21 protein-coding genes are annotated in these 26,889 nt (G+C 70.9%); 9 read left to right on the forward strand and 12 right to left on the reverse strand.

Features of this window, described 5'->3' with window-relative positions; all coding sequences use genetic code 11:
* Positions 1–150 precede the first annotated feature (150 nt).
* Positions 151–1,137 carry a hypothetical protein gene (locus ABZ374_RS34270; RefSeq protein WP_360318739.1) on the reverse strand — a complete coding sequence of 329 codons (987 nt, stop codon included), beginning with the start codon at positions 1,135–1,137 and terminating at the stop codon, positions 151–153.
* A 7-nt stretch (positions 1,138–1,144) separates the two neighbouring features.
* Positions 1,145–1,390: a hypothetical protein gene (locus ABZ374_RS34275; protein WP_360318742.1), complete on the reverse strand. Its 246-nt coding sequence runs from the start codon at positions 1,388–1,390 to the stop codon at positions 1,145–1,147.
* A 2,520-nt stretch (positions 1,391–3,910) separates the two neighbouring features.
* Here ABZ374_RS34275 and ABZ374_RS34280 point away from each other — a divergent pair.
* Together ABZ374_RS34280 and ABZ374_RS34285 are read left to right on the forward strand one after the other, a co-directional pair.
* A complete protein-coding gene (locus ABZ374_RS34280; RefSeq protein ID WP_360318745.1) occupies positions 3,911–4,792 on the forward strand; it encodes a helix-turn-helix transcriptional regulator in 882 nt (293 codons plus the stop codon).
* Between the two features lie 3 nt (positions 4,793–4,795).
* A complete protein-coding gene (locus tag ABZ374_RS34285) occupies positions 4,796–4,987 on the forward strand; it encodes a DUF397 domain-containing protein (RefSeq protein ID WP_360318748.1) in 192 nt (63 codons plus the stop codon).
* Positions 4,988–5,085: 98 nt separating this feature from the next.
* On the opposite strand, the gene ABZ374_RS34290 is transcribed toward ABZ374_RS34285, so the two are convergent.
* Both ABZ374_RS34290 and ABZ374_RS34295 read right to left on the reverse strand, forming a co-directional pair.
* Complete coding sequence (locus ABZ374_RS34290) at positions 5,086–5,415, reverse strand: hypothetical protein (RefSeq protein WP_360318750.1); 330 nt, start codon at positions 5,413–5,415, stop codon at positions 5,086–5,088.
* Between the two features lie 440 nt (positions 5,416–5,855).
* Positions 5,856–6,254 carry a VOC family protein gene (locus ABZ374_RS34295; RefSeq protein ID WP_360318752.1) on the reverse strand — a complete coding sequence of 133 codons (399 nt, stop codon included), beginning with the start codon at positions 6,252–6,254 and terminating at the stop codon, positions 5,856–5,858.
* 92 nt (positions 6,255–6,346) lie between these two features.
* On the opposite strand from ABZ374_RS34295, the gene ABZ374_RS34300 reads away from it, so the two are divergent.
* From ABZ374_RS34300 to ABZ374_RS34310, 3 genes are all read left to right on the forward strand, one after another.
* Positions 6,347–7,336, forward strand: coding sequence for a WYL domain-containing protein (locus ABZ374_RS34300; RefSeq protein ID WP_360318754.1), 990 nt, complete (start codon positions 6,347–6,349; stop codon positions 7,334–7,336).
* 3,057 nt (positions 7,337–10,393) lie between these two features.
* Positions 10,394–10,696, forward strand: coding sequence for a hypothetical protein (locus ABZ374_RS34305; RefSeq protein WP_360318756.1), 303 nt, complete (start codon positions 10,394–10,396; stop codon positions 10,694–10,696).
* Between the two features lie 386 nt (positions 10,697–11,082).
* A complete protein-coding gene (locus tag ABZ374_RS34310; protein ID WP_360318758.1) occupies positions 11,083–11,901 on the forward strand; it encodes a class I SAM-dependent methyltransferase in 819 nt (272 codons plus the stop codon).
* A gap of 33 nt (positions 11,902–11,934) precedes the next feature.
* On the opposite strand, the gene ABZ374_RS34315 is transcribed toward ABZ374_RS34310, so the two are convergent.
* Positions 11,935–12,999, reverse strand: coding sequence for an NAD(P)-dependent oxidoreductase (locus ABZ374_RS34315; protein WP_360318760.1), 1,065 nt, complete (start codon positions 12,997–12,999; stop codon positions 11,935–11,937).
* Between the two features lie 201 nt (positions 13,000–13,200).
* Between ABZ374_RS34315 and ABZ374_RS34320 the strand changes: the two genes are divergently transcribed.
* On the forward strand, positions 13,201–13,995 hold the full coding sequence (locus tag ABZ374_RS34320; RefSeq protein ID WP_360318762.1) for a metal-dependent hydrolase: 795 nt from the start codon (positions 13,201–13,203) through the stop codon (positions 13,993–13,995).
* A 127-nt stretch (positions 13,996–14,122) separates the two neighbouring features.
* Positions 14,123–14,680, forward strand: a complete 558-nt coding sequence (locus ABZ374_RS34325) for a hypothetical protein (RefSeq protein ID WP_360318764.1) — start codon at positions 14,123–14,125, stop codon at positions 14,678–14,680.
* Between the two features lie 48 nt (positions 14,681–14,728).
* Here the strand turns inward: ABZ374_RS34325 and ABZ374_RS34330 are convergent, their stop codons facing one another.
* The 7 genes from ABZ374_RS34330 to ABZ374_RS34360 form a co-directional block, all read right to left on the reverse strand.
* Entirely contained in the window at positions 14,729–16,342 is a 1,614-nt protein-coding gene (locus ABZ374_RS34330; RefSeq protein ID WP_360318766.1) for an FAD-dependent oxidoreductase, read from the reverse strand.
* Positions 16,343–16,535: 193 nt separating this feature from the next.
* Complete coding sequence (locus ABZ374_RS34335) at positions 16,536–17,612, reverse strand: LacI family DNA-binding transcriptional regulator (protein WP_360318768.1); 1,077 nt, start codon at positions 17,610–17,612, stop codon at positions 16,536–16,538.
* Between the two features lie 197 nt (positions 17,613–17,809).
* Positions 17,810–19,123 carry an enolase C-terminal domain-like protein gene (locus tag ABZ374_RS34340; protein WP_360318771.1) on the reverse strand — a complete coding sequence of 438 codons (1,314 nt, stop codon included), beginning with the start codon at positions 19,121–19,123 and terminating at the stop codon, positions 17,810–17,812.
* A complete protein-coding gene (locus tag ABZ374_RS34345) occupies positions 19,123–20,064 on the reverse strand; it encodes an NAD(P)-dependent oxidoreductase (protein ID WP_360318774.1) in 942 nt (313 codons plus the stop codon). Before ABZ374_RS34345 ends, ABZ374_RS34340 begins: the two co-directional genes overlap by 1 nt.
* Entirely contained in the window at positions 20,061–20,939 is an 879-nt protein-coding gene (locus ABZ374_RS34350) for a carbohydrate ABC transporter permease (protein ID WP_360318777.1), read from the reverse strand. The genes ABZ374_RS34345 and ABZ374_RS34350 overlap by 4 nt, the downstream gene beginning before the upstream one ends.
* Complete coding sequence (locus tag ABZ374_RS34355) at positions 20,936–21,889, reverse strand: sugar ABC transporter permease (RefSeq protein WP_360318780.1); 954 nt, start codon at positions 21,887–21,889, stop codon at positions 20,936–20,938. Before ABZ374_RS34355 ends, ABZ374_RS34350 begins: the two co-directional genes overlap by 4 nt.
* A gap of 52 nt (positions 21,890–21,941) precedes the next feature.
* Positions 21,942–23,363, reverse strand: coding sequence for an extracellular solute-binding protein (locus ABZ374_RS34360; protein ID WP_360318783.1), 1,422 nt, complete (start codon positions 23,361–23,363; stop codon positions 21,942–21,944).
* 256 nt (positions 23,364–23,619) lie between these two features.
* On the opposite strand from ABZ374_RS34360, the gene ABZ374_RS34365 reads away from it, so the two are divergent.
* Positions 23,620–26,085, forward strand: coding sequence for a hypothetical protein (locus ABZ374_RS34365; RefSeq protein ID WP_360318786.1), 2,466 nt, complete (start codon positions 23,620–23,622; stop codon positions 26,083–26,085).
* Between the two features lie 261 nt (positions 26,086–26,346).
* On the forward strand, positions 26,347–26,841 hold the full coding sequence (locus ABZ374_RS34370) for a hypothetical protein (RefSeq protein WP_360318788.1): 495 nt from the start codon (positions 26,347–26,349) through the stop codon (positions 26,839–26,841).
* Positions 26,842–26,889 lie beyond the last annotated feature (48 nt).

Consider the following 26,889-nt stretch of genomic DNA (forward strand, 5'->3'; position numbering starts at 1 on the left):
CCATCCAAGGTGGGCTCCTCGCGCCGCGCCGTTGTTGCCTGTCACCTCTCTTGTGGCGGCCGGCGCCGAGAGCGTTACCGGTCGCCCGGCGCGGGACTCGGCACCGGGTGCGGCCCGCCCCGAACGGGTCGGGCCGCGAGATGACGCCCCCTACGGCGAGGTGGCCGGCCTCGGTATCAGGATGTTCGTCATGGGTAACGACCGGGGCTCGGGCAGGGTGGTCCCCACCAGGGCGCGGAACCTGCGCCAGGCGCTCGCCGGCTTCGACGGTCGCGCGGAGCCGGGCGGCGTGCTGTCGCCGTCGGTGACGGTGATCGTGACGTCGGTCTCGGCATGACCATCGGCGTCGGCATCGGCATCGGCATCGGCATCGGCGTGGACGTGGACGTGGGCCTCGGCGTCGGTACCGGCCGGGATCGCCGCCCCGGGAGCCGTGCGTCGGGCCAATTCCTCCCGCGTCCGGAGCAGTTCCGCCCTGTTGCTCTCCAATTCGTCGAGGATGCTTGCGACGGCCGTTCGGGCGCGCCGTCCCCGGCGGTGCGCGTCCGCCCGGTCCCAGGCTCGCGCCCAGGCATGCATGGCGGTGCTGTCCGGCCCGGCACCGGTGCAGACGCCGACGAGACAGAGCAGCATCTGCTTCGAGACCATGCGTTTGCCGGACAGAACCGCGCCCAGGGTGCTGTGCGGCAGGAAGCTGACGCCGTCCACCCGGGCGGCGTCCTCCAGTTCGCGCAACGAGCGGTAGCCGCGGGCCTTGCGCATCGCGCGCATGGCGTGCAGCAACTCCAGGGGTTCCGAGATGTGTTCCGGAGGCAGCACCGTGCGCGCCGCCGTGACCGGTTCGGCCCGTGCCGCAGTGCGGGCCACCGCGTCGGCCGCCGCGTTCCACAACCGTTGGGCCTTGTACGCGTTGCCGTCACACTCCTCGATGTAGGCCCGCACGGTCTGCCACTTGGGCGGCTTGATGCCCTGCTCGGCACGAAAGAGCTTGGTGTGGGTGACCGTCCAGTCCTGACCGGTCGTCTTCTGCGCCATCTGACGAAGACTCAACCCCGCAGCCAGGCGCAGTGACTTGAGCCACTGCGCCTGGACCATTACCGGGTCGGGCTTCGCCAGGGCGCCGGTGGGGCGCCCCACGCCCGGATCAGACGGTCCGGCGCGGCACGAAGACCGCGACCAGGCGACGGATGATCTCGGCGCCGATCACGCCGCCGACGGTGAGGATCGTGGTCACGCTCTCCATCGTGTACCCGCGGACGGTCAGGCCCGCGGCGATGACAAGGATGACGACGACGACGATGACGGCCGACCCGGGCAGCGCCGGGCCGGTCGTCGGGACGGGCGGGCACCCACACAGGGTGCGCCGATTCTTCAACGGATCCTTCTTCAAGGCAGGTACTCCCTCGACTCGTTGCCACTCGACCGAGCCCTCGGGGGTGGTGCTTCGCACGTCTTGCAGGACGGCGACAACCGAGTACTCAGGACCATCGTCAAGCCCTTAACCACACGGCGTAAAGGCGCGCCTACCCTGCGTGTTTCACGGTGTCCCACTTGGAAATGCAACAACTTTTCGCCATTGCCCGAGGTCAACGCCGCGAGCGAGGAACGACCCCGGTGCGTGTTCCGTGCGTAGTCCGCGATCTATCACCTACGAGGTCTGGCAACCCGAGCCCCCACGAGGCAACCTCAGTGCGTAACCGTTCCCGGAGGAGTCCCTCGGGGGAGAGCATGCTCGTTCCGCCGCGGGAGAGGTGACGATCCGATGATGTGCATGGCGATCTCCGTGCTGGTCCCGCTTCATGTGCGATCCGTCCCCGGCCTCGCATCGCGGTCCCCGCGAAGCGCATCCCGGCCGGCGCTCTTTCCGCAGGTGGCGCCGGAGCCTTGACCCTGATCCGGGCGGTCCGTGGCCGCCGCGCGAACGAAGGACGATGACGAAACCGCCTTTGCCCGGCGTGCAGGTCAGCGGGCAAGGAGCATCGTCGGTCGCCTTCCTTCCATGCCCATTTCCCGTAGCCCGGAAGGCATGGGGCCAAAGGCATGTCGCACCACTCCCGAGGTCACGCGTCTCCTTGAGCGCGGACCCTGGAACGCGGTCCACCCCGGCCGTTGCCACTCGACACAAACAGGGGAACGGATGTCTCTCGTTGCAGCGAAGGCATCCCTGGGCACGGCCACCTCGTGGTCGTGCACCCGGCTTCCGCGGCTGGTTCACCCCATCGGGCCGAACCACGATCGCGTATTCGACAACAGGTGGCCCCCGCCGATCCGAGCCCGCGCACGCCGCGTCCGTGCTGCGGGGCCGGGCTCGGCGGCGCGGAATGTGGCCGAATTCCCGGTCCCACACGGTCGACACCCGGGACGAACTCCCGGCCGTGATCACGGCCGGGGGCCGGCGAGGCCACGACCCGCTCCCCCCGCCACGCAGCCGGCGCGTCGGCGGAACTCGCCCGCGCCTTCGCCCTGCTGACGTCCACCGGCGCAACACCCACCGGGAGCAGGTGCCTCCGATCGGGGCGCGCACGACCTTCACCCACAAGGGCGTCTCGATCCGGCCCGGCGGGGGCCATCGGCACCCTTCCGTTCGCGCCGACCTACAGCCGAAACGGTAAGGGCGGCCCGCTTGCGGCGGGCCGCCCTTACGGCGGTGGCTGATCGGACTGCCGAGAGACGCACCGGCACCCGCTCGACATCGGCAGTGCGATCGGCCGCGAACGCGACTACCGCCAAGCCTCCGCCGACGGCGACTGCCGCTTCCCTGCCGTCAGCACGGGCGGTTCGGGAACATCACCGGATCCGGCGTCAATTCCGCCGCGGTGGCGTCGTACAAGGACTTGTCGGACCAGCGGCGAACGGTGTGGACGAGGCCGGCCTCGGTCTCGCGGATCCCGACGACCTCGCCACCGTCCGGCCAACGCGTGGGCCCGCGACGAACCCGGGCACCCAGCGCAAACGTGGGTGCATCCGAGACGGGTTGCCCGGTGCGCGCGGGCGGCGGCTCGACGGGATCGCCGGCGGGGGCCGTGAATCGGATCGTGCTGTCTCCGGCCATGGGGTGGCCTCTCGCTTTCATCGCGTACGGGCCCGAGCAACGAATGCGATCCGCATCGGCGCGTTGCGGGCATGGCGCCCTGGTGCCGGGGCGACGCGTGAACGAGAGCCGGCACCAGGGCAGTTCATGAACGGAAGCGGACGCCGGGTCGCCGCGAACGGCAACACGTACAACCCGGCGCCCCTCCCCGCCGCACACGACGCGGGACGCACCGTGCGCGGGGCGCTCCCCGCGAGACGGGCCCGGGCGGAACCACGGGGCCGTCGGGACATGGTCGCGGGGAGGAGAATCAGGCGCTACGCCGCTTCAGCGGACAGTCCACGAGCGGGCAGCCACAGGGCGGTTCGCGCTGCGCCCACCATGGCTCCTTGGCGTAGAGCTTGTGGCGCGCGTGCGGCACCAGAACCCGCACGCCCGTCGAGTCGACGCGATAGACGGCCAATGTGATGCAACTCCCCGGAGGTTCGGGGTACGGGTCGGCCCCGTAGCGAGCTGCATGGAGGTACCAGAGCGGGTCGTTCAACCACGACCTACGGGGAGACGGAGACATCGCGGATCCTTGCGTTCGATCCCGTGGAAGCTGTCCTCGCACACTCGCCGGGCATGCGGACGCACGTTCGTCGTCACGGATTGCATGGAAGTGAATGCAGTGTGTGAGATACGAGGATTAGCATGCCGGCATGAGCCCGACAAAAAGTATGGGCACAGCAGAATTTCGCTACTCAAATTCCGCGAGAGCTTTCGCCTGCCACCAGGCGAACTACCGCCGGCGCGAAGCCTCCCGCTGTGGCGCAGAACGTTTCTTGCTCCGGCGGAACATCCGCCGACACACTGGATCCGGTATGGAGAGGACCGCAGATGATCGGCGACAGCGAGTCCGCATCACCCGCCTTGTGGCGCCTGCAACTTGGCGCCGAGTTGCGTCGTCTACGAATCGAGGCCGGCCTGAAGTCCGCCCAGGTCGTCAAGAGGCTGCTGTGGAGCCCCTCCAAACTCACTCGGCTGGAAGCGGGCGAGAATTACGTCGTCGAGCCTTCCGACGTGATGGCCCTGTGTGAGATCTACGGAGCTGCGCCGGAAACCCGTGCGCTCCTGGATGACTACGCCGCCGTGACGAAGACGAAGCGTGACTGGTGGCAATCACAGCAGTACCGGCCGATCATCCGCCCAGGTCTCAAGGCATTCCTCGGGCTTGAGGCGACAGCCGCTTCCTTGCACAACTACGAGTCGGAGTTCGTACCGGGGCTGCTGCAAACCGAAGCCTACGTACGAGCGATCCATCAGATCTCACACGCGGCACTCCCCCCGGACGATGTCGATCGACTCGTTTCCATCCGAATGACGCGCCAGGAAGTACTCGTTCGGCAACAGGCGCCCCTGAAGTTGGTCGCCATCGTCAACGAGGCGGTGCTCCGTCGGCAGGTGGGTAGCGCGGCGCTGCTCCGTGGGCAACTCGACCACATCGCCGAGGTCTCCGAACTCCCCAACGTACGAGTCCAGGTAGTCCCGTACCGGCTGGGCGTGCACCCGGGGATGGCGGGCCCGTTCGTCATCCTCAAGTTCGCGAAAGGGGCCGCGCTCAAACCGATCGTCTACCTGGAGAATCTGGCGGACGCATGGGTCACCCGCCGGGAAGCCGATGTCGAGAAGTACGAGGAGGCGTTCAGCGATCTCCAAGCGCTCGCCCCGGGCCCCCAGGAGTCCCTGAGCCTGATCCATACGGCACTCAAGGAGCTTTGATCAATGACCGCCATGCCCGACACCGCTTGGTTCAAGTCGAGTTACAGCAACAACTCCGGCGGCCAATGCGTTGAGGGCGCCCACTTCGACCACGACACGATGGCCATCCGCGACTCCAAGGACCCCTCCCGAGGCACCTTCGTCTTCCCCGCCCCCACCTGGGAAGCCTTCCTCGGCTCCCTCAGGCAGCGCTGAAGCCGCCTCCCAACGTTCGTGCGGCGGTCGAGGGCACAACTCGACCTGCCGTAGCGCGCATGGGCGATGGTCAGGTCGGGCCCTGGGACCGCGCCCCGTCAGGACCATCGTCCGGCCGACGTGATCCGGTCGACCTGGTCCTCCGGCGGGACCTCGTAGGGGAGTTCGCGCGCCGGCGTTCCCTCGGGAGAACAAAGCCGTACCGGGCGAGCCGAGAAACGCATGCGGGCGAGGGTCTCGACGACCTGACCCACCTCAAAACGGTCGACTCGCCTGCGGCAATGCCCGCAGGCAGGTCGAACGCCGTCCGGCAACTGGTGGGCGAACTCGGTCTCGTCGGGATCCGGATCGTCGAGGCCGTCGCCCACGCCCTGTCGGCCGGACTTGCGGAGCGGATCGACGTAGTAGGCCACGGACGACTCGGTCACGGCCCCGACAGCCCCGCCCGGCAAAGCCCGTCGGCGATTCGGGTGTGCCACTCCCCTCCCAGGGCTTGGACGACGTCGTGGGGCTCCCACTCCGGAAGTCCCCGATGCCGTGGACTCCCACGATGGCACGCGTCATGAACTCTCATACGTGACGACGACGCCGGCGGATCAGTCCGCCGGGCCCACCGACAAACGACACGACAGCCGGAGGCGTACCGCGCCGGCTCGCTCCGTCGCCGATTCGGCCCTGGCACTCCACCGGGACGACCTGTGGGCCCGACCGCTCCATGGGAGCCGTCGGTCGTGTCGTCGGGATCGGCCTCCGTGCAGGGGTCGCGATGCGTTGTCGTGCACCCGCCTTCGGCGGGCCCGGGCCACCGGAGGCGTTCGTCGGGAGCCTCGGGATCCCCGTGCTCCCGCGCGGGGGACGGTGTCCGGCGTCAACGGGCGAACTTCTCGATGGCTGCCGGCGTGACCGGGGTGAAGAAGTTGACGAGGTTGCCGTCGGGGTCGCGGAAGAGCAGCGCCCGGTTGCCCCACGGCATCGTCGTGGGTTCGTTGACGAAGTCGGTGACGAGGCCGGCCAGGTTCTCGTACACGCGGTCCACATCGTCGACGAGGAATTCGAGAATCACGCTGTGGTTGTCCGCCGGGCGGGCGGACCCCGGAGCGAACATCGGGACCGTGCGGGTGCCGGCGATCGCGAGGGTGGCGCCGGTGGTGGTGAGTTCGGCGAAGTCCTCGGTGGCCCAGGTCGCCGGCACGCCCGTGGCCCGCTCGTAGAACTCGACGAGGCGCGCGACGTCGCCGGTGATGATGCGGATCGAGACGAAGTCCATGGTGTTCTCCCTGATTGTCGAAGCGGCTGTACTCCGCAGGCTAGGACAAATAGAGGACAGAATCCGCCCGGTATTCGCGTTAAGCTCCGAATATGTCCCGACCCACCGTGCGCGTGCTGACCCTCCTGGAGTTGCTGCAGTCGGGCGGCATCCGAACGGTGGCCGAACTCGCCGACCGGCTCGACGTCGACGGCCGGACCGTGCGGCGGTATGTGAACCACCTGCTCGACCTCGACGTGCCGGTGGAGGCGGTGCGGGGCCGCTACGGCGGGTACCGGCTCGCCCCCGGATACCGCCTGCCGCCGCTCATGCTCGGCGACGACGAGGCACTCGCCGTGCTGCTCGGCCTGGCTGCCGTCCGCCGGACGGGGCCGATGACGACGGCGGACACGGCGGCCGAGACGGCGGCGGCCAAAATCCGCCGGGTGCTGCCCGAGCGCCTGGCTCACAGACTCGACACGGTCCTGGAATCCCTCGCGTTCACGGCTCCGCCCGGCGGGTCCGCACACCCCGACGCGGAGGTCCTGCTCACCGTCGCCGACGCGGTGCGTCACCGACGGCCGATCTCCATCGCATACACCGACCGCGCGGACCGCCGCAGCGAACGCCCGCTGCACGCGTACGGGATCGTCGCCCATGCGGGCCGGTGGTACGTCACGGGCACCGACCCCGAGATCGGCGAGGACCGAACCTTCCGGCTCGATCGCATCGCCGCCGCGAGGACCCTGCCCGGCTCGTTCGAAGCACCCGCCGGACTCGATCCGGCACAGCGCGTGTTGTCCGGGTTCGCCACGGCCGAATACCGATACGAGGTGACGCTGCACATCCAGGCAACGGTCGAACAGATCCGCGCCCACCTTCCGGCGAGCGTGGCCACCCTGGCGGAGCCCGCCCCGGCGGCAGACGCGGATCCGGCGACCGAGCCTTGGCAGCACGTCGAGCTACGCGCCGAAAACCTCGACTGGCTGCCGCCGCTACTCGCCGCACTCGACCGCCCCTTCGTCATCGAGCGCCCCGACGAACTACGCAACCTCGTAACCGCCTTCGCCGACCGCCTCGCCTCCTACGCCCGCCGAGCCTGACGGCCCCCGGCCCGGCGCACCGCGACCATCCACCGGGTGGGCCCATGGTCGGAGGCTGCCGGCAGCATCGCCTCCATGAACGGCACCCACACCACCCCGCCACGGCCGCTCCCGATGCATGGGGTCGAGAATGCGCCGTCGGGGCCGACGGGGCTACTCCGTTGAGCATGATCACCATCGTGCCGACGTCGTCCCTGAGGAACATGGATCTCACCGGCGGCCATGCCCCGAACCGCGACGCGGCGGGACGGTGGTCCGGTGAGGTTCACCAGGGGGCTTTTCGGGTGGGTCGGGCGTTTGCGGCCTGCGGTCGCGTTTTGGTCGGCGGCGGGTGGCTTTGTGCTAAACGGTCGGCGTGGGCTGGTGGAGGTGGGCCCGGTCCCGGGGTCGCCGGTGGCCGGGAGCCTTGGGTTTCCCGGCGAGAGGTGGGTGTTGCTTGCCGGAAAGGCGCTGGCAACGGCGGAGCGGGTGGGTGCTTTCGTCGGGTTCGCCGGGGAGCCTTTCCGAGTGGGCCGGGTGTTCGCGGCCAGCGGTCGCGTCCTGGTCGGCAGCGGATGGCTTTGTGCTAAACGGTCGGCGTGGGCTGGTGGAGATCGGCCCGGTCCCACGGTCACCGGCGGTCAGGAGCCTTGGGTTTCCCGGCGAGAGGTGGGTGTTGCTTGCCGGAAAAGCGCTGGCAACGGCGGAGCGGGTGGGTGCTTTCGTCGGGTTCGCCGGGGAGCCTTCCCGAGTGGGCCGGGCCGTTGCGGCCGGCGGTCGCGTCTTGGTCGGCAGCGGGTGGCCTTGTGCTAAACGGTCGGCGTGGACCGGCGGAGATGGACCCGGGTCCACGGTCACCGGCGGTCAGGAGCCCTGGGCTCCCCGGCGAGACCCGGGCGTTGCTCGCCGGAAAGGCGCTGGCAACGGCGCGGAGGGAGGGCGGCCGGGTTGGGTTCGCCGAGGGACCTTTCCGAGTGGGCCGGGCGTTCGCGGCCGGCGGTCGCGTCTTGGTCGGCAGCGGGTGGCCTTGTGCTAAACGGTCGGCGTGGACCGGCGGAGATGGACCCAGGTCCACGGTTACCGGCGGTCAGGAGCCCTGGACTCCCCGGCGAGACGCGCGCGTTGCTCACCGGAAAGGCGCCGGCAACGGCGGAGCGGGTGGGTGCTTTCGTCGGGTTCGCCGGGGAACCTTCCCGAGTGGGCCGGGCGTGCGCGGCCGACGGTCGTGTGTCGGTGGGCAGCGGGAGGCTCAGTGCTAAACGGTCGGCGTGGACCGGCGGAGGTGGACCCGGGTCCACGGTCACCGGCGGTCAGGAGCCTTGGGTTTCCCGGCGAGAGGTGGGTGTTGCTCGCCGGAAAGGCGCTGGCAACGGCGCAGCGGGAGGGCGGCCGGGTTGGGTTCGCCGAGGAGCCTTTCCGAGTGGGCCGGGCGTGCGCGGCCGGCGGTCGCGTCCTGGTCGGCAGCGGATGGCCTTGTGCTAAACGGTCGGCGTGGACCGGCGGAGATGGACCCGGGTCCACGGTCACCGGCGGTCAGGAGCCCTGGACTCCCCGGCGAGACCCGGGCGTTGCTCACCGGAAAGGCGCTGGCAACGGCGGAGCGGGAGGGGAGCCCGGTGAGGTTCGCCGGGGAGCCTTTCCGAGAGGGTCGGGCCGTTTCGGGTTGTGGTGGGTGTGTGGTGGCGGGAGGGGAGAAGAAGAGCGGGCCGTGGGTGGGCGGTTGCGGTCGCCGGGGTGCACAACCCGGCCCTCGGCACGCGCTCTCGCCGCTCGGTCACGTAAAACCGCAGGTCAGAGGAACCCCGGGTGCGGGCAGCCGTCTCGGGATCCGGGCCCTGACCCTCCGGGCTCACAGACAGCTCTCCACCCGGCGGCACCGACCCGAAACGCCCACCGAGAGCCCTGACCCACGCGAAATCGGCCCCCTGCGTACGCAACCCGGCCCCCGGCACCTGCTCTCGCCGCTCGATCCCACAAAACCGCAGGTCAGCGGAACCCCGGGTGCGGGCAGCCGTCTCGGGATCCGGGCCCTGACCCTCCGGGCTCACAGACGGCTCTCCACCCGGCGGCACCGACCCGAAACGCCCACCGAGAGCCCTGACCCACGCGAAATCGGCTGCTTGCGTGCGCAACCCGGCCCCCGGCACCTGCTCTCGCCGGCCGGTTGCACAAACCGCAGGTCAGCCCCGAAACAGCGGGTCCGAAGGCGTCCCGCGATCCGGATCGAGACCCGCCCAACCCACGGGCAGCCTTTCCGCCCGCGCACCCACCCCGAAACGCCCGTCGAAACGGCCCCACCCACTCGGGAAGGCTCCCCGGCGAACCTCACCGGGCTCCCCTCCCGCTCCGCCGTTGCCAGCGCCTTTCCGGCAAGCAACGCCCGCGTCTCGCCGGGGAACCCAGGGCTCCTGACCGCCGGTGACCGTGGGACCAGGCCCACCTCCACCGGCCCACGCCGACCGTTTAGCACTGAGCCTCCCGCTGCCCACCAAGTCGCGACCGCCAGCCGCGCACGCCCGGCCCACTCGGCAAGGCTCCCCGGCGAACCCGACGAAAGCACCCACCCGCTCCGCCGTTGCCAGCGCCTTTCCGGCAAGCAACACCTGAGTCTCGCCGGGGAACCCAGGGCTCCTGACCGCCGGTGACCACGGGACCGGGCCCACCTCCACCGAGCCACGCCGACCGTTTAGCACAAAGCCACCCGCTGCCCACCAAGACGCGACCGCCGGCCGCAAGCGCCCGACCCATTCGGAAAGGCTCCCCGGCGAACCCAACTCGGCCGCCCTCCCGCTCCGCCGTTGCCGGCGCCTTTCCGGCAAGCAACACCCACCTCTCGCCGGGAAACCCAAGGCTCCCGGCCACCGGCGACCACGGGACCGGGCCCACCTCCACCAGCCCACGCCGACCGTTTAGCACTGAGCCACCCGCTGCCGACCAAAACCCAACCGCCGGCCGCAAACGCCCTCCTCGCCCTCCTCGCCCTCCTCGCTCTCCTCGCTCGCCGGGAACTCCCGACCCAACGGCCTTCGATGGGCCGGTTCCGAAGCTCGGGCTGCTGCCGTCGGGCAGCATCGGGCGATGAACCCTGACGACGCGGTGCCTCGGGAATTGAAGGTGCTCGATACGGCCGCGCTGCTCGGGCTGGAGGAGCAAGCGGCTCGGCTCAGGCTCAACCAGCGGCTGGACCCGGCATGGGTGCACGCGAATACGGCGCCCGCGGGGACCCACTACCTGTGGCCGTTGCTGTGGAACAGCACGCCCCATCGCCCGGACCTGCCCCGCCAGTTGCGGTGCGAATTGCTCGTCGTGCTCCGTACGGGAGACCGGGTGCGGAGCCTGTTGGACGTCGTACCCGCTGACTTCGCCCCCTGCCGAGAGTGACCTCGCGTAGCGAGGGCACACACGTCGGCAGACTCCTGGACCGCGCACCGAGCGTCAGGGAATGGCTCCTGGGCAAGGATGCACCGGGCATGCCTCGTCCGCCTCACGCCGACGGCGCCCCCTGACGGAGCAGGATCGCCCGGACAATGTCGTCGCGGGTGCCGCCGGCCGAGGTGCCGGCGAGCGGAATGCCGGTGGTGTCCAGGGGCAAGCGATGGAGGCCGAATTCGCTGGTGGCCCCGAACCCCCGCGCACTACCCTGCGCCGAGAACCCGGGGACGCGTCGGCCCACGCTCGCCGAACCGCCGCGTGGATCGCGGCCGGCGGTCGGCACGGCGAGTGTCGGTGGCGGTCGTGAAATCGACGGAAGGACGGATGCGTAAGCCATGGAGCCCGCCGACTTCTACACCGGCATCGTCGCCGAGTCCTACGCCCCGTTGCGATCACTCGACCCCGATCCCGAGGTCCATGCGGCCTTCATTCGCGAAGTGGGCGGACCGGCGCTGGAGTTGGGTTGTGGGGACGGTGATCCGTTGCTCGATCTGCGTCGCCGCGGGCTGGACGTCGAGGGGGTCGATTCCTCCGCCGACATGTTGGCGCGCTGCCGACGTCGGGCCGACGACGCGGGTGTCACGGTCACCCTCCACCACCAGCGGATGGAGGCGCTCGACCTGCCCCGCCGCTTCCGGGCGATCTTCCTCGCCGGGCCGACCTTCAACCTGCTTCCGGACGACGACGCCGCCGGCGCCGCGCTCGAAGGCATTCGCCGCCACCTGGTCGACGGGGGTTCCGCGCTGATCCCGCTGCACATCCCCGCCCCCACCCCTGCCGACCGGATCGGCGCGACCCGTACCGCCACCGCCGCCGACGGCGCACGGTTGCGCTTCACCCTCGTATCCGAGGAACGCAACGAAGCCGAGCGCACCCAGATCTCCCTGCTGCGCTACGAACGCCACGAGCACCACAAGCACCACGAGCACCACGAGCACCACGAGCACCACGCCCAGGACGCGAGCGCCGTCGTGGAACGGCCATGGCTGCTGCACTGGTACACCCGCGACGGATTCCGAGCGCTCGTCGCGGCAGCCGGACTGACCACGGTGTCCGTCACGGACTCGGACGGCAACCCTGCCCGGGACGACGCCGACTCCACGGTGTTCCGCCTGCGCGCCGACCACCACACCCCGCGACCGCCCACCCGCTGAGCGCCCGCCCCCCGAGCGCCCAGCGGGCCGATTTCAGCCCGTCGCCACCACCGGTACGCCGCTTGGGCGGCCTGCCAGGAGGGCCGCGATGTGGTCGGCGCAGCGGAGGGCCGCCGTGGCCATCGCGCCTTTGGTCATGCCGGCGACATGTGGGGTCAGCAGGGCGTTCGGCAGGCCGAAGAGCGGCGACGCGAAGGCCGCGTGCTCGTGCTCGAACGTGTCGACCGCCGCCGCCACCAGGGGCGCCGCCGGATCGCTCAGCGCGTCGGCCAGCGCCTGCTCGTCGACGATGCCACCCCTGGCGGTGTTCAGCAGGATCGACCCGGGTCGCATCGATGCCAACTCCGCCCGCCCGATCAGTCCTCGGGTCTGCGAAGTGAGCGGAAGATGCAGGGAGACCACGTCACTCGTCGCCAACAGGCCGGCGAGCGATGCCGCCCGAGGCACCGAGGACTCGGCCTCCGGACGCCGGGAGAAGCCCTGCACCGTCATGCCCAGCGCGCTCGCCCGCTCGGCCAGGGCCGACCCGATCCGGCCCAACCCGACGATCCCCAGGGTCAGTTCCGCCAACTCCACCGCGGGCGCGCTCGGCGCACTCCAACGCCCCTGGTGCGCGGCCGCGTTGTGCGCGGTGAGGTGCCGAGTCGACGCGAGCAACTGCGCCAGGGCGAACTCCGCGACCGCGTTCGCGTTGGAGCCCGGAGTGTGCGTGACCACGACACCGTGCCGGCCGGCGGCGGCCGACTCGACATGATCGGTACCCGCCCCGGCCCGCCCGATCACCCGCAGCCGATTGGCCAGCGTCGGATCGGTGGCCGCCGCGAGGAAGGCCGCACGCAACGGCACACCCGCACGGGACTTCACCGCGTGGTAGCCGATTCCGTCCCGCACGAACTCGGCGATCAGCGCCCCCTCGTCGAAGGCGTCGAAATCGGCGAAGTCCACCCGCCCACCCCAGCCCGCCCGCGCAGCGCCCCGGTCGCCCACCCGGCGCAGGTTCAAGGTGACGCCCAGCCCGTGCCCGAGCAGCCGGTCCAGTTCCCGGTCGAGCAACTCGCCGGGAGCCGCGTCCAACAACAGGACTCGCGCCCGCTCCACGTGCACCCCTTCCCCGCAAGGCCACCGACCCTACAGCGACCCGGGAACCACACTCGCCCGAGTCCTTCGACCACCACGGGCACCGCGAGCAAACTCCACACCCGACCAAGGCCGTTCGCGGCCACCATGATCGCCACCGCTAAGCTGCGGTCACTGTGCGGGCTCGGGGTTCGCCCGGGTTCACCAGAGGAGCACGACCACATGATGGGGCCGGCCCATTCCCTGTCCGGAGCATGCGCGTGGATGGCCGCCGGTGCCGCCGCCGATGCCTACGGTCGACCGATGCCCTGGCCGGTCCTGGTGGTCGGCGGGCTGATCTGCGCCGGCGCCGCCCTCGGTCCGGACCTGGACCACAAGGCCGCCACCGTCTCCCGCTCGTTCGGGCCGATATCCCTGATCCTGTGCGGCCTGGTCGACGCGCTCGCCACCGCCACCTACAAGGCCACCCGCAAGAAGGGCGACCCCCGCCGCAACGGCGGCCACCGCACCCTCACCCACACCTGGGTCTGGGCCCTGTTGGTCGGCGCCGGCGCGTCCGCGATCTGCGCGTACGGCGGCCGGTGGGGGGTACTGGGCGTCCTGTTCGTGCACATGGTGCTCGCCATCGAGGGCCTGCTGTGGCGCCAGGCCCGATTGCACAGCGACATCCTGGTCTGGCTGCTGGGCGCCACCAGCACCTGGATGCTCGTGGAGATCCTGAACCGCCCCGGCAACGGCTCGAATTGGTTCTTCACCGAACCCGGCCAGGAGTACTGGTGGGTCGGCCTGCCGATCGCCCTCGGCGCCCTGACCCACTGCATCGGCGACGCACTCACCATCTCCGGCTGCCCGATCCTGTGGCCCATACCGATCGGCCGCAAGCGCTGGTACCCCCTCGGGCCGCCGAAGTCCATGCGCTTCCGCGCGGGCGCCAAGGTCGAAGTCAAGGTCCTGATGCCCCTCTTCATGGGCGCCGGCGGCCTGGGCGCCGTCAGCGCACTGGGCTACCTCGGCTGAGTCCGAAGCCGGTCCCACCGCTCGGTACCCGCCCCCCACACCCGCGCCGACCCGTCGAAACGGTTTGCCTCGGCGCGCAATCGCCGCTGTCATGCCGGATGTTCCGGCTCGAACGACGGGAGCGTCGATGCGCGCGGAGGACGTGGCTGCGGTCGTGGTCGCAGTGGTGGTACCCGTACTGACCGCAGCCGTAGGGGTGTTCGCAGTCGCCTGGCAGGACCGTCAGGCGAGCCGATCGCAAACCGGCCGTCGGCTGCGCGCGTTCGAGGACGCGACCCGGCAGGTCGACTTCGCGGTGTTGTGGTGGGAGGCCCGCCAACGGCTTCCCGGCAGCCCGGAGGAGCTGGGCAACGCGATTCGCGTTGCCCAGCATTGGCTCGACCAGGCGAGCGCGCTCGTGGTCTCCGCAGGCCCGGGCAACGTCGACCCGCCGCGCCGCCTGTCGCTCGCTCGCCTCCTGCTGCTCTACCGATTCCGGTACACCGCAGCCAGGTTCATCCGCGCCGGCTTCTTCGCGATGCTCGCCCTGATGGCCGTGGCCGGCGTGGGCGTGCCGAGCGTGGCGTCGTCCGTCGGCAGCGGCGCCGACCTCGGCTGGTCACTGACCTGGCTGCTGCTCTTCGCGCTGATCACCCTGCTCCTACGCTTCCGGGCGGTCTCCGCGGACACCCTCCGCCGACCCTGAACCGGGCAGGACGCCAAAGCGCCGAGGCCCCGGGGCACCGCCCACCCCTCAATACCCCGCCGGCGCCGGCCAGTGACGCTCCACCCCGATGGCGTCCAACTCAGCCGCGAACTCGGTGAACAGGGCGAGGTCTTCGCGCACCGCATGCGGTTCCACGCCCCGCTTCAGGCAGTACGCCGCCAGGTGCCCCACCACCTCGCCGATGTTCCACTCCACCGGGTGCAGTCGATAGCACCCGTTGGAGATGTGCGTCGTCCCGATGTTCTTCGCCGCCGGCAGCAGGTTGCGCATCCGGATCGGCAACAACGCACCGAGCGGGATCTCGAACGGCACGCTGGCCACGTCGATGTAGTTGTCCCCGCCGGTCGAGGGATGCAGGTCGATCCGGTACGCACCCACCCCCACCGAGTCCGGGAAGTGGTGGATCCCGTGCGTGCCCAGGATGTCCCGGGAGACGTGGTGTTCGGTCACCGTGGTGACCGCGCGGATCCGCCGCGACTCGCGCACATACGCGGACTTGGCCAGCCCGTCGGCGGTGCCGACCACGTCGTGCCGCAACCGCAGTCCGGGATACCCGGTACCGCCGTCCGGCCGGGGCGCCTCGGTCTGGAGCCAGTACAGCACCGACAACGAGAGCTGCTTGGCCTCCCGATGCGCGGCGGCGGCCTCGTCCGCGCCGACCTCGATGATCGGCCGCAACCAGTAGTCGTTCAACGGCCAGTTCACCAGCGTGATGTCCGAGTCGACCGCGCCCGGCTCGAACAGCCCCTTGGCCAGGATCCGGCGGAACAACCACAGGTCGTCGCCGCCCGCGTTGGCGCTCTGGTCGGCGTTCACCGCGAGCGGGTCGCCCCCGGGTCGCGGGTCGAAGGTGCGCGCCTCCGGTTCCAGCGTGCGCGGATCGGGCGCGAGGAAGCCGAGCAGCGGGCCGGGCCAGAAGTCCGGCCGGTACGACCGCCAGAACTCGTAGTCCGCAGGCCGGTCGATCACGTGGTTCTCACCCTCGTGGTACGACACGGCGAAGCAGTACGTGATGCCCTGCATGTTCAACGGCTGGTACTGCGCGGGCGCGTTCGGCTCGTCGTACTCGTCCCGGGCCTCCGCGCCCGTGACGTACTCGGCCTTGGCCAGCGGCAACAACTCGCCGGTCTCGGTCGCGTCCAGCACGTACGCCGCACTGATCGTGTGCGACTCCTCGGTGCGCACGCCCCACAGGGTGACCGCGCGCACCCGGTCGCCGTCCGCGAACACCTCGGCGGGCACGTGCTCCAGGAGTATTCGCAGCCGCCCGGACGCCAGGTGCGGCGCGAGCAGTGCCTGCAACACGGCCAGCGAGGCCCGCGGTTCGTGGCACAACTTGCTCACGTAGCCGGCGCCGGGGTTGAGTTCACGACGGGCCCGGGCCGCGCCGGTGAGCGGATACCAGGTCCGGTAGTGCTCGCGGATCGCGGTGCGCAGTTCGCGATAGCTCGCCGGGGCGCCGTAGCTCTCGATCCAGGGATGCTCGTCCGGCGGCACCGCCTGTGCGGTGAGTTGGCCGCCGATCCAGTCGGTCTCCTCGGTCAGTACGACCGTGCGGCCCGCCCGGCACGCGGCCAGTGCGGCGGCGACTCCGCCGAGGCCGCCGCCGACGATGAGGACCTCGGTGCTGATTTCGGACATGCTGAAGCCTTCCGTGAACGCGCTGATGAATGGATGTACGGGCGAAACCGAATCCGGCACCGGCGACGCGGACCGGCGCGGGTGAAGGGGAAGACCGAAGCGGACCACCGAGGCGGGCGCAAGAGCGCATGCCGACAGGGCCGTTCCACCGATGCCGGCCCAACCTCACCGCGGCGGACTCACCGCGGCGATCTCACCGCACCGCCCCCGCCGTCTCCCCCGGCACCGGCTCGCAACTCATCAACTGATGCCTGGCCAGATTCGGCTCCCCCGCGATCAGTCCGGTGAGCAGGCGGACCGCCGCCGCGCCCATCTCCCGCCGCGGCACCGAGAAGCCGGACAGGAAGGCCGGCCCGGGCACCGCGTGTTCGGGGGCGCCCAGGGTGGCCAGGGACAGGTCCTCGGGGAATCGGTAGCCGGCGGTCGACGCGGCGGCCAGCACCGCCCGGTGCGCGGCGTCGGTGTCGGTCGCCTCGGTGACGATCGCGGTGACGCCCTGCTCGTACCAGCCGCGCAGCCGGTCCGCGCTCAGGTCCGAACCGTCCGTGCGCACCACGGTGGACCGCTCGACCGGCAGTCCGCACTCGGCCATGCCGCGGCGGAACCCCGCTTCGCGATCGACCGCGCTGATCGCGTCGTCGAGTTCGCGGACGTACAGGATCCGGTGGTGGCCCAGCTCGGCCAGGTGACGCACAACCTCCGCCGTCGCCGTCACGTAGTCCGCGCCGACGTACGGCAGTCGGTCGCCGAAGTCGTCGTGCCGGCCCAGGTAGACCACCGGCAGATCGGTGGCCAGCAGCCGGTCCATCTCCCGGATCGGCAGATGCCGGCCCATGAACAGGCAACCGTCCGCCAGCCGGACCCGGTTGAGCACCTCCGCGTGCGGCCGTTCGCCGGTGATGCTCGACGCGATGAACATCAGCAGGTCGTAGCCCTGCGCCGCGGACTCCTGCTCGATGCCGACCAGGAACGGATGGTAGGCGTGCGACATTTCGGTGGGGAAGGTCGCGGTGAACGTATACAGGCCGAGCAGGTTGTTCTGGCCGGCCGCGAGTCGCTTCGCTATCGGGTCGGGCATGTAGCCGAGCTGCTCGGCGGCGGCCATCACCTTGAGCCGGGTCTCGTCGGCGATCCCGACCGCCGCCGAACCGCCGCTGAGGATCAGGGACACCGTCGGCTGTGAGACGCCGGCCAGCCGGGCGATGTCCGCCTGACGGGGCCGATTCGCGCGTGAACCAGCCGGCCGCCCGGGCCCCCCGATCGGCTTCATGTACTCCTCCATATGGCTGGCAACGGAATGACCCGGAATGCAACGACCGACGATCGAACGGCCGTCGACGAACTCCTAATGCGCATCAGATCTATGAATCCAGTATATCCGGTGACGGTGTGTGAGCCGGTATCGGCGTGAACCGGCAGTCGCCGCGCCGGCACACGACGGCGCACAATCCGGTGACGATACGCGGTTCAGGGCGCTTCCAACCCGCCGTCGGGCCGCCGCACCCGGGCGGCCCAGCGCTCGTGCAGATGTGTCCGCGGCGGATACTTCGCCGCCATCGCCTCGTCCAGGTCGATGCCCCAACCGGGCCGATCCGACGGCGTGAGGTAGCCGTCCACCGTGCGCAGCGTGCCGGGGAACACCTCGTGCACCCGCTCGGGGTAGACGTGCTGTTCCTGGATGCCGAACGCGGCACTGGTCACATCCAGCGTGACGTTGACCGCCGCGCCCACCGGCGACACGTCCGGCGGTCCGTGCCACGCGGTTCGTACGCCGGTCAGTTCGCACAGCGTGGCCAACTTCCGGGCCGGCGTCAGCCCACCCACCGCCGAGACGTGCACCCGCAGGTAGTCGACGCCGCCGGAGGTGACCAGGCGCGTCGCGTCGGTCATCGAGGTGAGCAACTCGCCGGAGGCGATCGGCATCGGCGCGGCGGCCCGCACCTCGGGCAACCGGTCGAAGTGCTCCGGCGCCAGCGGATCCTCCAGGAAGAACAGCCGGTACGGCTCCAGCGAACGGGCCAGCCCCACCGCCTCCTTGGGGGTCAGCCGGTTGTGCGCGTCGTGCAGCAGCCCGAGTTCGTCGCCGAGCACCTCCCGGGCCCGCTCGAACAGGCGCGGGGCGGTCCGCAGGTAGTGGCCGACGTCCCAGCCGTCCGGGTAGGGCGCGCCGGGGTACCCGCCCGGCGCGCCGTCCGCGCCGTAGGTACCGAGACCGGGACCGCCGGTCTGCAACCGCACGTAGCGGTAGCCCTGTTCGGCCAGCGCGGCGACCCGTTCGATCGACTCCTCGATGTCGCCGCCGCGGGCCCCGGTGTACACCGCCGCGCCGGCCCGCACCCGGCCGCCGAGCAACTCGTAGACGGGTAGGCCCAGTCGCTTGCCGGCGATGTCCCACAACGCCTGGTCGATTCCGGACAGCGCGTTGTTGTGCACCGGGCCGCCGCGCCAATAGGAGGAGAAGTGCAACATCCGGAAGATGTCCTCGATGTCGCCCGGATGCCGGCCGATCACCATCGGCGCGAGGTGCTCCTCGACGGCCGCGACAACCGCGTGGAAGCGCTGGGTGAAGGTGGCGCAGCCGAGCCCGTACAGCCCCGGCTCGGACGTGTCGATCCGCACCACGACGAGCGGAACACCCCCGGGCGCGGTGACGATCGCCCGCACCGCGGTGATCCGCAACGCGTCCCGGGCCGGCCACGGGGCCTGCGTCTCGGGCATCGCCGCGGCCGGGATCGCCGCGGCGTCGGCCGGCTCGGCCGGTGTCGTCTCCGACGTGGTCATCAGGGTCGCTCCTGGGGGTACGGGTGCCGGGCGGTGAAACCGAGGAGTCGCCGGGCGGGGGTCAGATCGATCGGGACCGACCGGGCGGGGAACACCGCGCGGCGGGGCACGTCCGGAAGATGGGCGGCGAGCAACTCGCCGGTGGGCGCCGCCATCAGCGTGTCCGGCGCCGCCACGAACAACACCGGCGCGCCGGTGACCGCCGGCGCGGTCAGGCCCAGTACGCACGCCCGGGCCGCGTCGCGCAGGTCGAGGTAACTCCACACCTCCGGCGCGCCGAGCGCCGGATTCGCGGCCAACCGCGCGGCGTGCCCCGCGAGTCGATCCGGATCGCCGAGGAACGGCAGGCGCAGCGCCGCCACCGTCATGCCGTATCGCCGGTGCATCATCGCGGCGGTGGCCTCGTCGACCTGCTTGGACAGCGCGTACGGGTCCTCGACGCGCAGCGGCAACGCGGTGTCCAGCGGCAGGTAGGCCGGTTGCGGGCGAGGCGTGGAGCGGGCGAACGGCAGGCCGGTCACCGACAGGCTGCTCGCCACCACCGCGCGCCGCACCCCCATTCGGCCGGCCTCGTTCAGCACCACGAACGTGGCCTGGGTGTTCGTCCCGAACACCACCTCGGCCGGGGCGATTTCGGGCGAGGCGAGCGCGGCGAGATGAATCACCGCATCGACCCCGTCGAGAGCCTCCGCCACCGCCGCCGGGTCGCGCGCATCGCCGACCACCACCCGATCGGCGCACAACCGCACGGCCTCGTCGACCGAAGACGAGCCGGCCGACGCGGAAGCCGGCGGCGCCACCAACGCCGTCACCGGCACGCCCCGGTGCGCCAGTTCGGCCGACACCGCCGTCCCCAATCGCCCCGCGGCACCGGTGACCAGGACCCGCGCCGGGCAAGCCCCGGTCGCCTCCACCCCGAACCCCCCACGTCCCGCACTCACTTGAGCCCCGTAAAGGCGATCCCGCGCACGATCTGCCGCTGGAAGACCAGGAACACCACGACCGGCGGGATGATCGTGATCAACATGCCCGCGATCAGCAGGCTCTGGTCCGAGGTGTCCGCGAGTCGTGGCAGCGCCACCGCCAGCGGCTGCTTGTCCGAGTCGGTGATGGCGATCATCGGCCAGAGGAAGTCCTTCCAGGCGTTCATCACCGCCAACAGCGACACCACGGCCAGGATCGGCCGGGACATGGGCAGCACGATACGGGTGAGGACTCGCCACGGACCGGCGCCGTCCAGGCGTGCCGCCTCCAGGAGTTCCTTCGGAATACCGTCGAAGAACTGCTTCATCAGCAGCACGTTGAAGGCGTGCGCACCGGCCGGCAACCAGACCGCCATCGGCGTGTTCGCGATCGAGGTGCCGGTCGGCGGCAGGTCCTGGATGGTCAGGTAGAGCGAGACCATCGACACCGTGCCCGGCAGGAACAGCGTGGCCAGCACGGCGGCGTAGACGTACTTCCCGTAGAACGGCCGCAGCACGGACAACGCGTAGGCGCCGGTCACCGCGACGAACAACTGCACGAACCACGAACCACCCACCAGGACCACGGTGTTCATCAGATAGCGGCCGAGGTCCAGGCTCGTCCACGCGGTCGAGATGTTCGACCACCGCGCATCCTCGGGCCACAGCGCCAGCGGGTGCCGCAGCGATTCCTGGGTGGAGGAGATCGAACCCTTGAACACCCAGTAGATCGGCCCCGCGCCCTCGATCACCAGCGCCGCGATCAGCAGGAACTGCGTGGTGCCCAGGCCGATCCGGGTGAGTGGGCGGCGGCGCTCCGCCTCGGACATCACGCCCCGGGTTCCGGTACTCATTTCGTCCCCCACGTGCGGGTGAGCCGCAGATAGATCGCCGACAGGACCGCGAGCACCGCGGCCAGGCTCACGCTCAGCGCGGCGGCGCTGCCGTAGTCGCCGCTGACGAACGCGTAGCGGTAGATGAGCAGCAGCACGGTGACCGTGGAGTCCTCCGGGCCGCCGTCGGTGAGCACGAACGGCTCGGTGAACACCTGGAAGGTGTTGATCACCTGGAGCAGCATCATGATCAGCAGGATCGAGCGCATGTGCGGCAACGTGACGTGCCACAACCGGCGCCGGATCGAGGCCCCGTCCAGTTCGGCGGCCTCGTACAACTCGGTCGGCACACTCGCGAGCGCGGCCAGATAGATCAGCACCGCGCCACCCGCGCCCGCCCAGGTCGCCTCCACCACCAGGCTCGTCATCGCGGTGTCGGCGGATTGCAACCATGGGTACGGGCCGAGCCCGACCGTGCCGAGCACCTCGTTGAACAATCCCGTGTCCGGGTCGTAGAACCACTTCCACATCAGCACCGCGACCACCGGCGGCACCGCCACCGGCAGGTAGACCAGCACCCGCATCAGGGCGCCGCCGCGCCGCAGTTCGGACATCAGCACGGCCAGGAACAGCGGCAGCGGGAAGCCGATCAGCAGTGCCAGACCGGTGAACACCACGGTGTTCCACACCGCTTTGGCGAGCAGCGGATCGTCCAGCAGGGTCCGGTAGTTCTGGAAGCCGACCCAGGTCGCCGGCTCGACCAGGTTGGTCTGCTGGAAGCTCAGCAGCAGGCTGCGGACGATCGGCCACCAGGAGAACAGACCGAACACCAGCACGGTCGGCAGCAGGAACAACGCCGGCACCAGGTGCCGGGAGCCGCCGCGCAGCCGGTTCGCGGTGAGCGCACGCTTCCCGGCCGGCGCGGGGGCGACGACGGGCGGTGCCTCCCGGGGAATGGTCGGCGTGCTCACGACGCGACCTCGACGGGCCGCCGGTCCGGGCCGATCGGGGCCCCTGCGCCGATCACGGTGCCTGCGCCTTCTCGAAGGCCGGTCCCAGCCGGTCGGTGGCCTTGGTCAACTCCTCGCGCGGGTCGGCGTCCTTGCGGGTCAACACGGCCTGTACCACCGTGTCCAACGCCCCGTACAACTCCTGTGCGGCGACCGGCGGTTCGACCTGGTAGTCCAGTTTGCCCACGCCGTTGACGTACGGCGCGAAGTTCGCCGCCGGGATGTTGGCGTGCTTGTTGATCGCCGTGTTGACCGGGTCGGAGACCGCGACGGAGTAGAACGGGAGGGTGGGCAGGCCGACCGCGAGCTTGTCCGCGGCCTGGGCGAGCGCGAGTTCCTCGGCGGCGGCCGGGTCGTAGGAGGGCTTGAGGTAGAAGTAGTCGATCCACTTGACCGCCGCGGATCGTTGCGCCGGGGTGGCCTTGGCGCTGACCACGGCCATCATGCCGCCGAGCAGGGTGGACCGGCCGGGGTTCTGCTGCGGGAGCGCGGCCATGCCGAAGTCGGCGGGCTTGCCGGAGTACTGGGTGATGTAGCGGTTGTAGCTGTTGACCGTGCTGATCATCATGCCGATCTTGCCCGCGGCGAAGTCGCGTTCGGCGTCCTGCTGGGTACGCAGGTGGTTGTTGCCCATCGAGTCGTCCTGCCAGCGCATCGCGGCCAGTTGCCGGAGCGCGTTCTCGGCCGGGCCGTCGAGCAGGGACGGCGCGTACTTGTCGCCGACCTTCTTCTCCATCGAGCCGCCGTAGGCGTACGTCATCGCGGTCAGGATCCAGCCGCCGGTGTTCTTGACCGTCATCTGGGTATAGCCGGTGGCGCCGGTGGCGGAGATCTTCTTGGCGGCGGCCCGCACCTCGTCCCACGTGGCGGGCGGCCTGTCCGGGTCCAGGCCGGCCTTGGTGAACAGGTCGCGGTTGTAGACCAGGCCGAGCGCGTACTCGGTGATCGGCAGCCCGTAGACCTTGCCGTCGGCGGCGGTGGCCGGGGCCAGTGCGCGCGGGTCCAGGTCGGCCGAGTGCGGCAGGCCCTTGACCTCGGTGCTCAGGTCGATGATCTGCTTGCGGGCGATCAGACCCGGCGGTTCGGTCAGCGGCACGGTCAGCACCGTCTCGGCGTTGCCGCCGGCCAGTCGGGCGGCGAAGGTGCGCGCGTCCCACTGGGTGTCGGTCGGCTTGAGCTTGATGTTCGGGTTGGCCTTCTCGAACGCCGCGACCGCGTCCAGGAATTGTTGCCGCGTCTTCGGGGCCGTGGTCGCGGGCATGCCGGCGACGGTGATCGTGGTCTTGCCGGCGGAGCCGGCGCCGCCCGAACCGCCGGACTTGCCGGACGAACAGCCGGCCGTGCCGGCGACGAGGGCGAGCGCGAGCGCCCCGGCCCCTGCCACCGCCCGACGGCGCCGACGCCGGTGCGTGCTGACCGGGACTGACTCGGCCACGGGTACCTCCCTGGATCCTGATGCTGCGGCCCGGATGAGCTTCCGGAGTGGGTGCCGTTCCGGGCGCCGATGCGCTTCCGGAAGGCGATGAGGTCGTATCTAATTCGCATTAGAAGGATGTGTCAAGAGGGTTGTCGGCAGGTTGCGCGAACCGGCGAATCAGACATACGGCGGCCTTGACTCGGGTCGGCGATCGGAGTACACATTCGCTCTAATCCGCATTAGGTGAACCCCGTCGCTCGGGAAAGGCATCCTCATGTCCACCCACCGCACGCCCGACGAGCACACTCCGGAGCACGCAGGCGACCACGCAGTCGACCACCAGGCCGGTGCCGGGGTCGAGGCTCGGATCGAGGACCGGCCCGGCGACCACCGCGGCGCCGGCACCGGCCTGCATCGACGCGGCTTCCTCGCCGGGGCGGTCGCGGTCGGCGCGGTCGGCGCGACGTTGTCCGGGACCGCCTTCGCGGCCGGCCAGGCGGCGCCGGTGACCGTGTCCGCGCCGGGCATCAGCCTGACCGCGGGCGCCGACGGCTACGTCTCGGTCCGCGACGGCGCCGGTGTCGAACGGGTCCGGCTGACCAGATTCATGGCCAAGGACACCGTCGTCGGCATCCAACAGAGCACCGGCGGCACCCCGTCGTCGATCACGCTCGCGGACGGCAGACCGGCGATCCAGGTCGAGTACACGCTGCCCGCCGCCGCGAACGGGATCACCGTCCGGGGCATCTTCGACGTCACCCCGCACCGGGCGCACCTGCGCTGGGAGGTGGGCGGCTCGACCACGCTGACCCCGGCGGGCTTCATGTTCGGACGGACGGTACTCGCACCCACCGCGCCGGAGGCGTTCGTCGCGCTGACCACGTGGAACCGGGACGCGGGCGGCGGCATCCCGTACGAGAGCAACGCCGGCGCGGTCTACTGGGAGACCTGGGCCGACACGAACGCGTACTTCCGGCTCGCCGGCACCACCCCGGCCTGGACCAACGCCACCTGGATCCACGCCCCCGGCACCGCGAGCACCGGCGGCGCGGTGACCGAGGCCGACCTGGTGCTCGGCTCGATGCGGCCCGCGGCGGCCGGCACCACCGGGGCGGGCCGACCGCTGGGCGTCGAGGTGTGGACCGACCGACCGTTCTCGCTGTGGGACCAGGGCGGCGTGCCGATGCCGCTGCACGCCGAGGTCGCCAACGGCGGCAGTACCGAGCGGACGGTGCGACTGTCCTGGTGGGCGCGCGACTTCGACGGGCGGGTGCTGGGCAGCGGCGCGGTCACCGGCACGATCGCGGCGGGCGCCACCTGGGCGCAGACCTTCACCGTCACCTCGCCGGCGCAGGGCATCGTGTTCACCGAGGTGAGCGCGACCTCCGGGACGGACGAGGCGTTCGCCCGGACCAACCTCGCGGTGCTGCCCCCGTTCACCTACCGGGCGAGCGCCGCCGACAGCATGTTCGGCATCGCCAACTATCCGTGGCTGCTCCAACCGGACACCCCGGCCGTGCTGGAACTGATGCAGCGGCTGGGCATCAGGCGGGTGCGGATCTCCTACGACGGCGGCCCGGGCCTGCCGCCGGCCACGCTGGACACGGCCGGCATCGCGCACAACATCGAACTGGCCGGCATCCCACTCGGCGGCACCACTGCCCAGGTCGCCGCGTGGGCGGACACCAACACGGCCAAGGCGATCGGCGCCGGCGCCGACTGGTTCGAGGTGGCGAACGAGATCAACAAGCCGTGGATGAGCGGACAGACCGCGTCCGCCTACGTCCGCGACGGCCTGCACCCGGTCCGCGATCGGCTGACGGCGGCCGGAGCGCAGACCAGGGTGCTCAATGCCGGACTGGCCGGGATGGACCACGTCTGGACCAAGAACTTCCGCGACGCGGGCGGCTGGAGCCTGATCGACGGCTTCGCCTTCCACCCCGGCCGAGGCAACTTCACCCCCGACTACGCCCCGGCGCCCGCCGACTGGACGATGGGCGATCACGGCACGTACTGGAACTTCCTCGGCGGCCTGCGCAAGGCGCGCGAGGTGATCGCCGAGTACGGGCCCAAGGAGTTGTGGCTGACCGAGGCATACGCGTGCACCAAGCCGAACAGTTGGTGGCACGACACCTACCGGCATGCCGCCGAGAACGTCCTGCTGACCCTGGCGCTGGCCAAGGCCGAGGGGGTGCGCTGCGTGAACTGGTACCAGTTGCACGACAGCGTGCTGGGCAAGCCGCAACTGGCCGACCCGGTCAACTCCGAGTACCACTACGGCCTGATGCACCGCGACCTCGGCGCCAAGCCGTCGGCGCTGGCCTATGCGACGGCGGCCCGGGTGCTGGACCGGGCGGTGTTCCTCCGCCGATTCACGCTGGCCGACCCGGACCTGCACGGCCTGCTGTTCTCCTCGCCGGAGGGACCGATCTCGATCCTGTGGAGCCGCAAGGACGGCTACGTGCTCAACCCCGACCACCCGACCGACTCGGGCTGGTTCGCCGCGCCCGAGCCGTGGGTGGACGGGTGGCGCACCAAGACGACGGTGACGGTGGCGGCCGGTGCGGCCACTGCGACGGCGGCACGGCCGGGTCGCCACGCCTCGGCAACGGTCCGCGAGGTGGACTGCATCGGGCGCGAGCGGCTGTTGACGCCGGTGCGTGGGCGGGTGTCGGTGCGGTTGGACGGGGCGCCGCGGATCTATTACGGGTTGACGGACACGCCGGAGGCGGGTTGCTGATGGTGAGTGGGTATCGGGGGGCGGCGGCGTGCGGGGCGCCGTCCTTCGATGCCCGGCCCCGCGCACGAATCCCGACGCGCGGGTCAACCCGATGTTGCTCACCACGTTGGCCGACCGGGGGGCCGCCGCCGAGCCGGCCGTACCCGAGTTGGCGGCCCTTCCGGACACACCGTACGCGCTCACCGCGTGCGAGATCCTCGGCCGCATCGGCCCCGCCGTCGTGCCGGTCGACGACCTGCTCGCCGATCTCGCCCTGGGCCGGTGCCGCGCCCGACCCCCTGGCACGGCACCCAGATCGCCGCGTGGGCACACTGGCGAGTCACCGAGGACCCCGAGCTCGCGCTGACCGTACTCGGCGGCGCGCTGCGTTCGCCGCGGCAGGCGCCGCTACTGCACCGCCTGGCGGACCTGGGTCCGATCGCGAGCGCGTACGCCGACGACGTACGGCATCTGTTCGACCACGCCGGCGACTGGACCCGCCTGACGGCCGCACACGCGTGGTGGCGGATCACCGGCGACCCGGAGCCGGCACTGCCGGAACTCCTGCGGGCGCCGGCCCCGGTGCGCTCCGGCAGGGCAACGGAGCACACCCTGATCGTCGTTCGCCTCCTGGGCGACATCGGCCCACCGGCCCGAAAGGCCGCGGACACGCTCCGCACGATCGTGGCGAACGAGCGACGGGTCGGCGGAAGCATCCTCGCCGACGAGGAACTGTGCCGGGCAACCGGCGCCGCGCTCACGGCGATCGAGCGCTGAACACGACGACCGGACCGGATGGGGCGGCGGCGGACTCGGAGCCGCCGC

The organism is Embleya sp. NPDC005971 (assembly GCF_040629175.1).
Classification (GTDB): Bacteria; Actinomycetota; Actinomycetes; order Streptomycetales; family Streptomycetaceae; genus Embleya.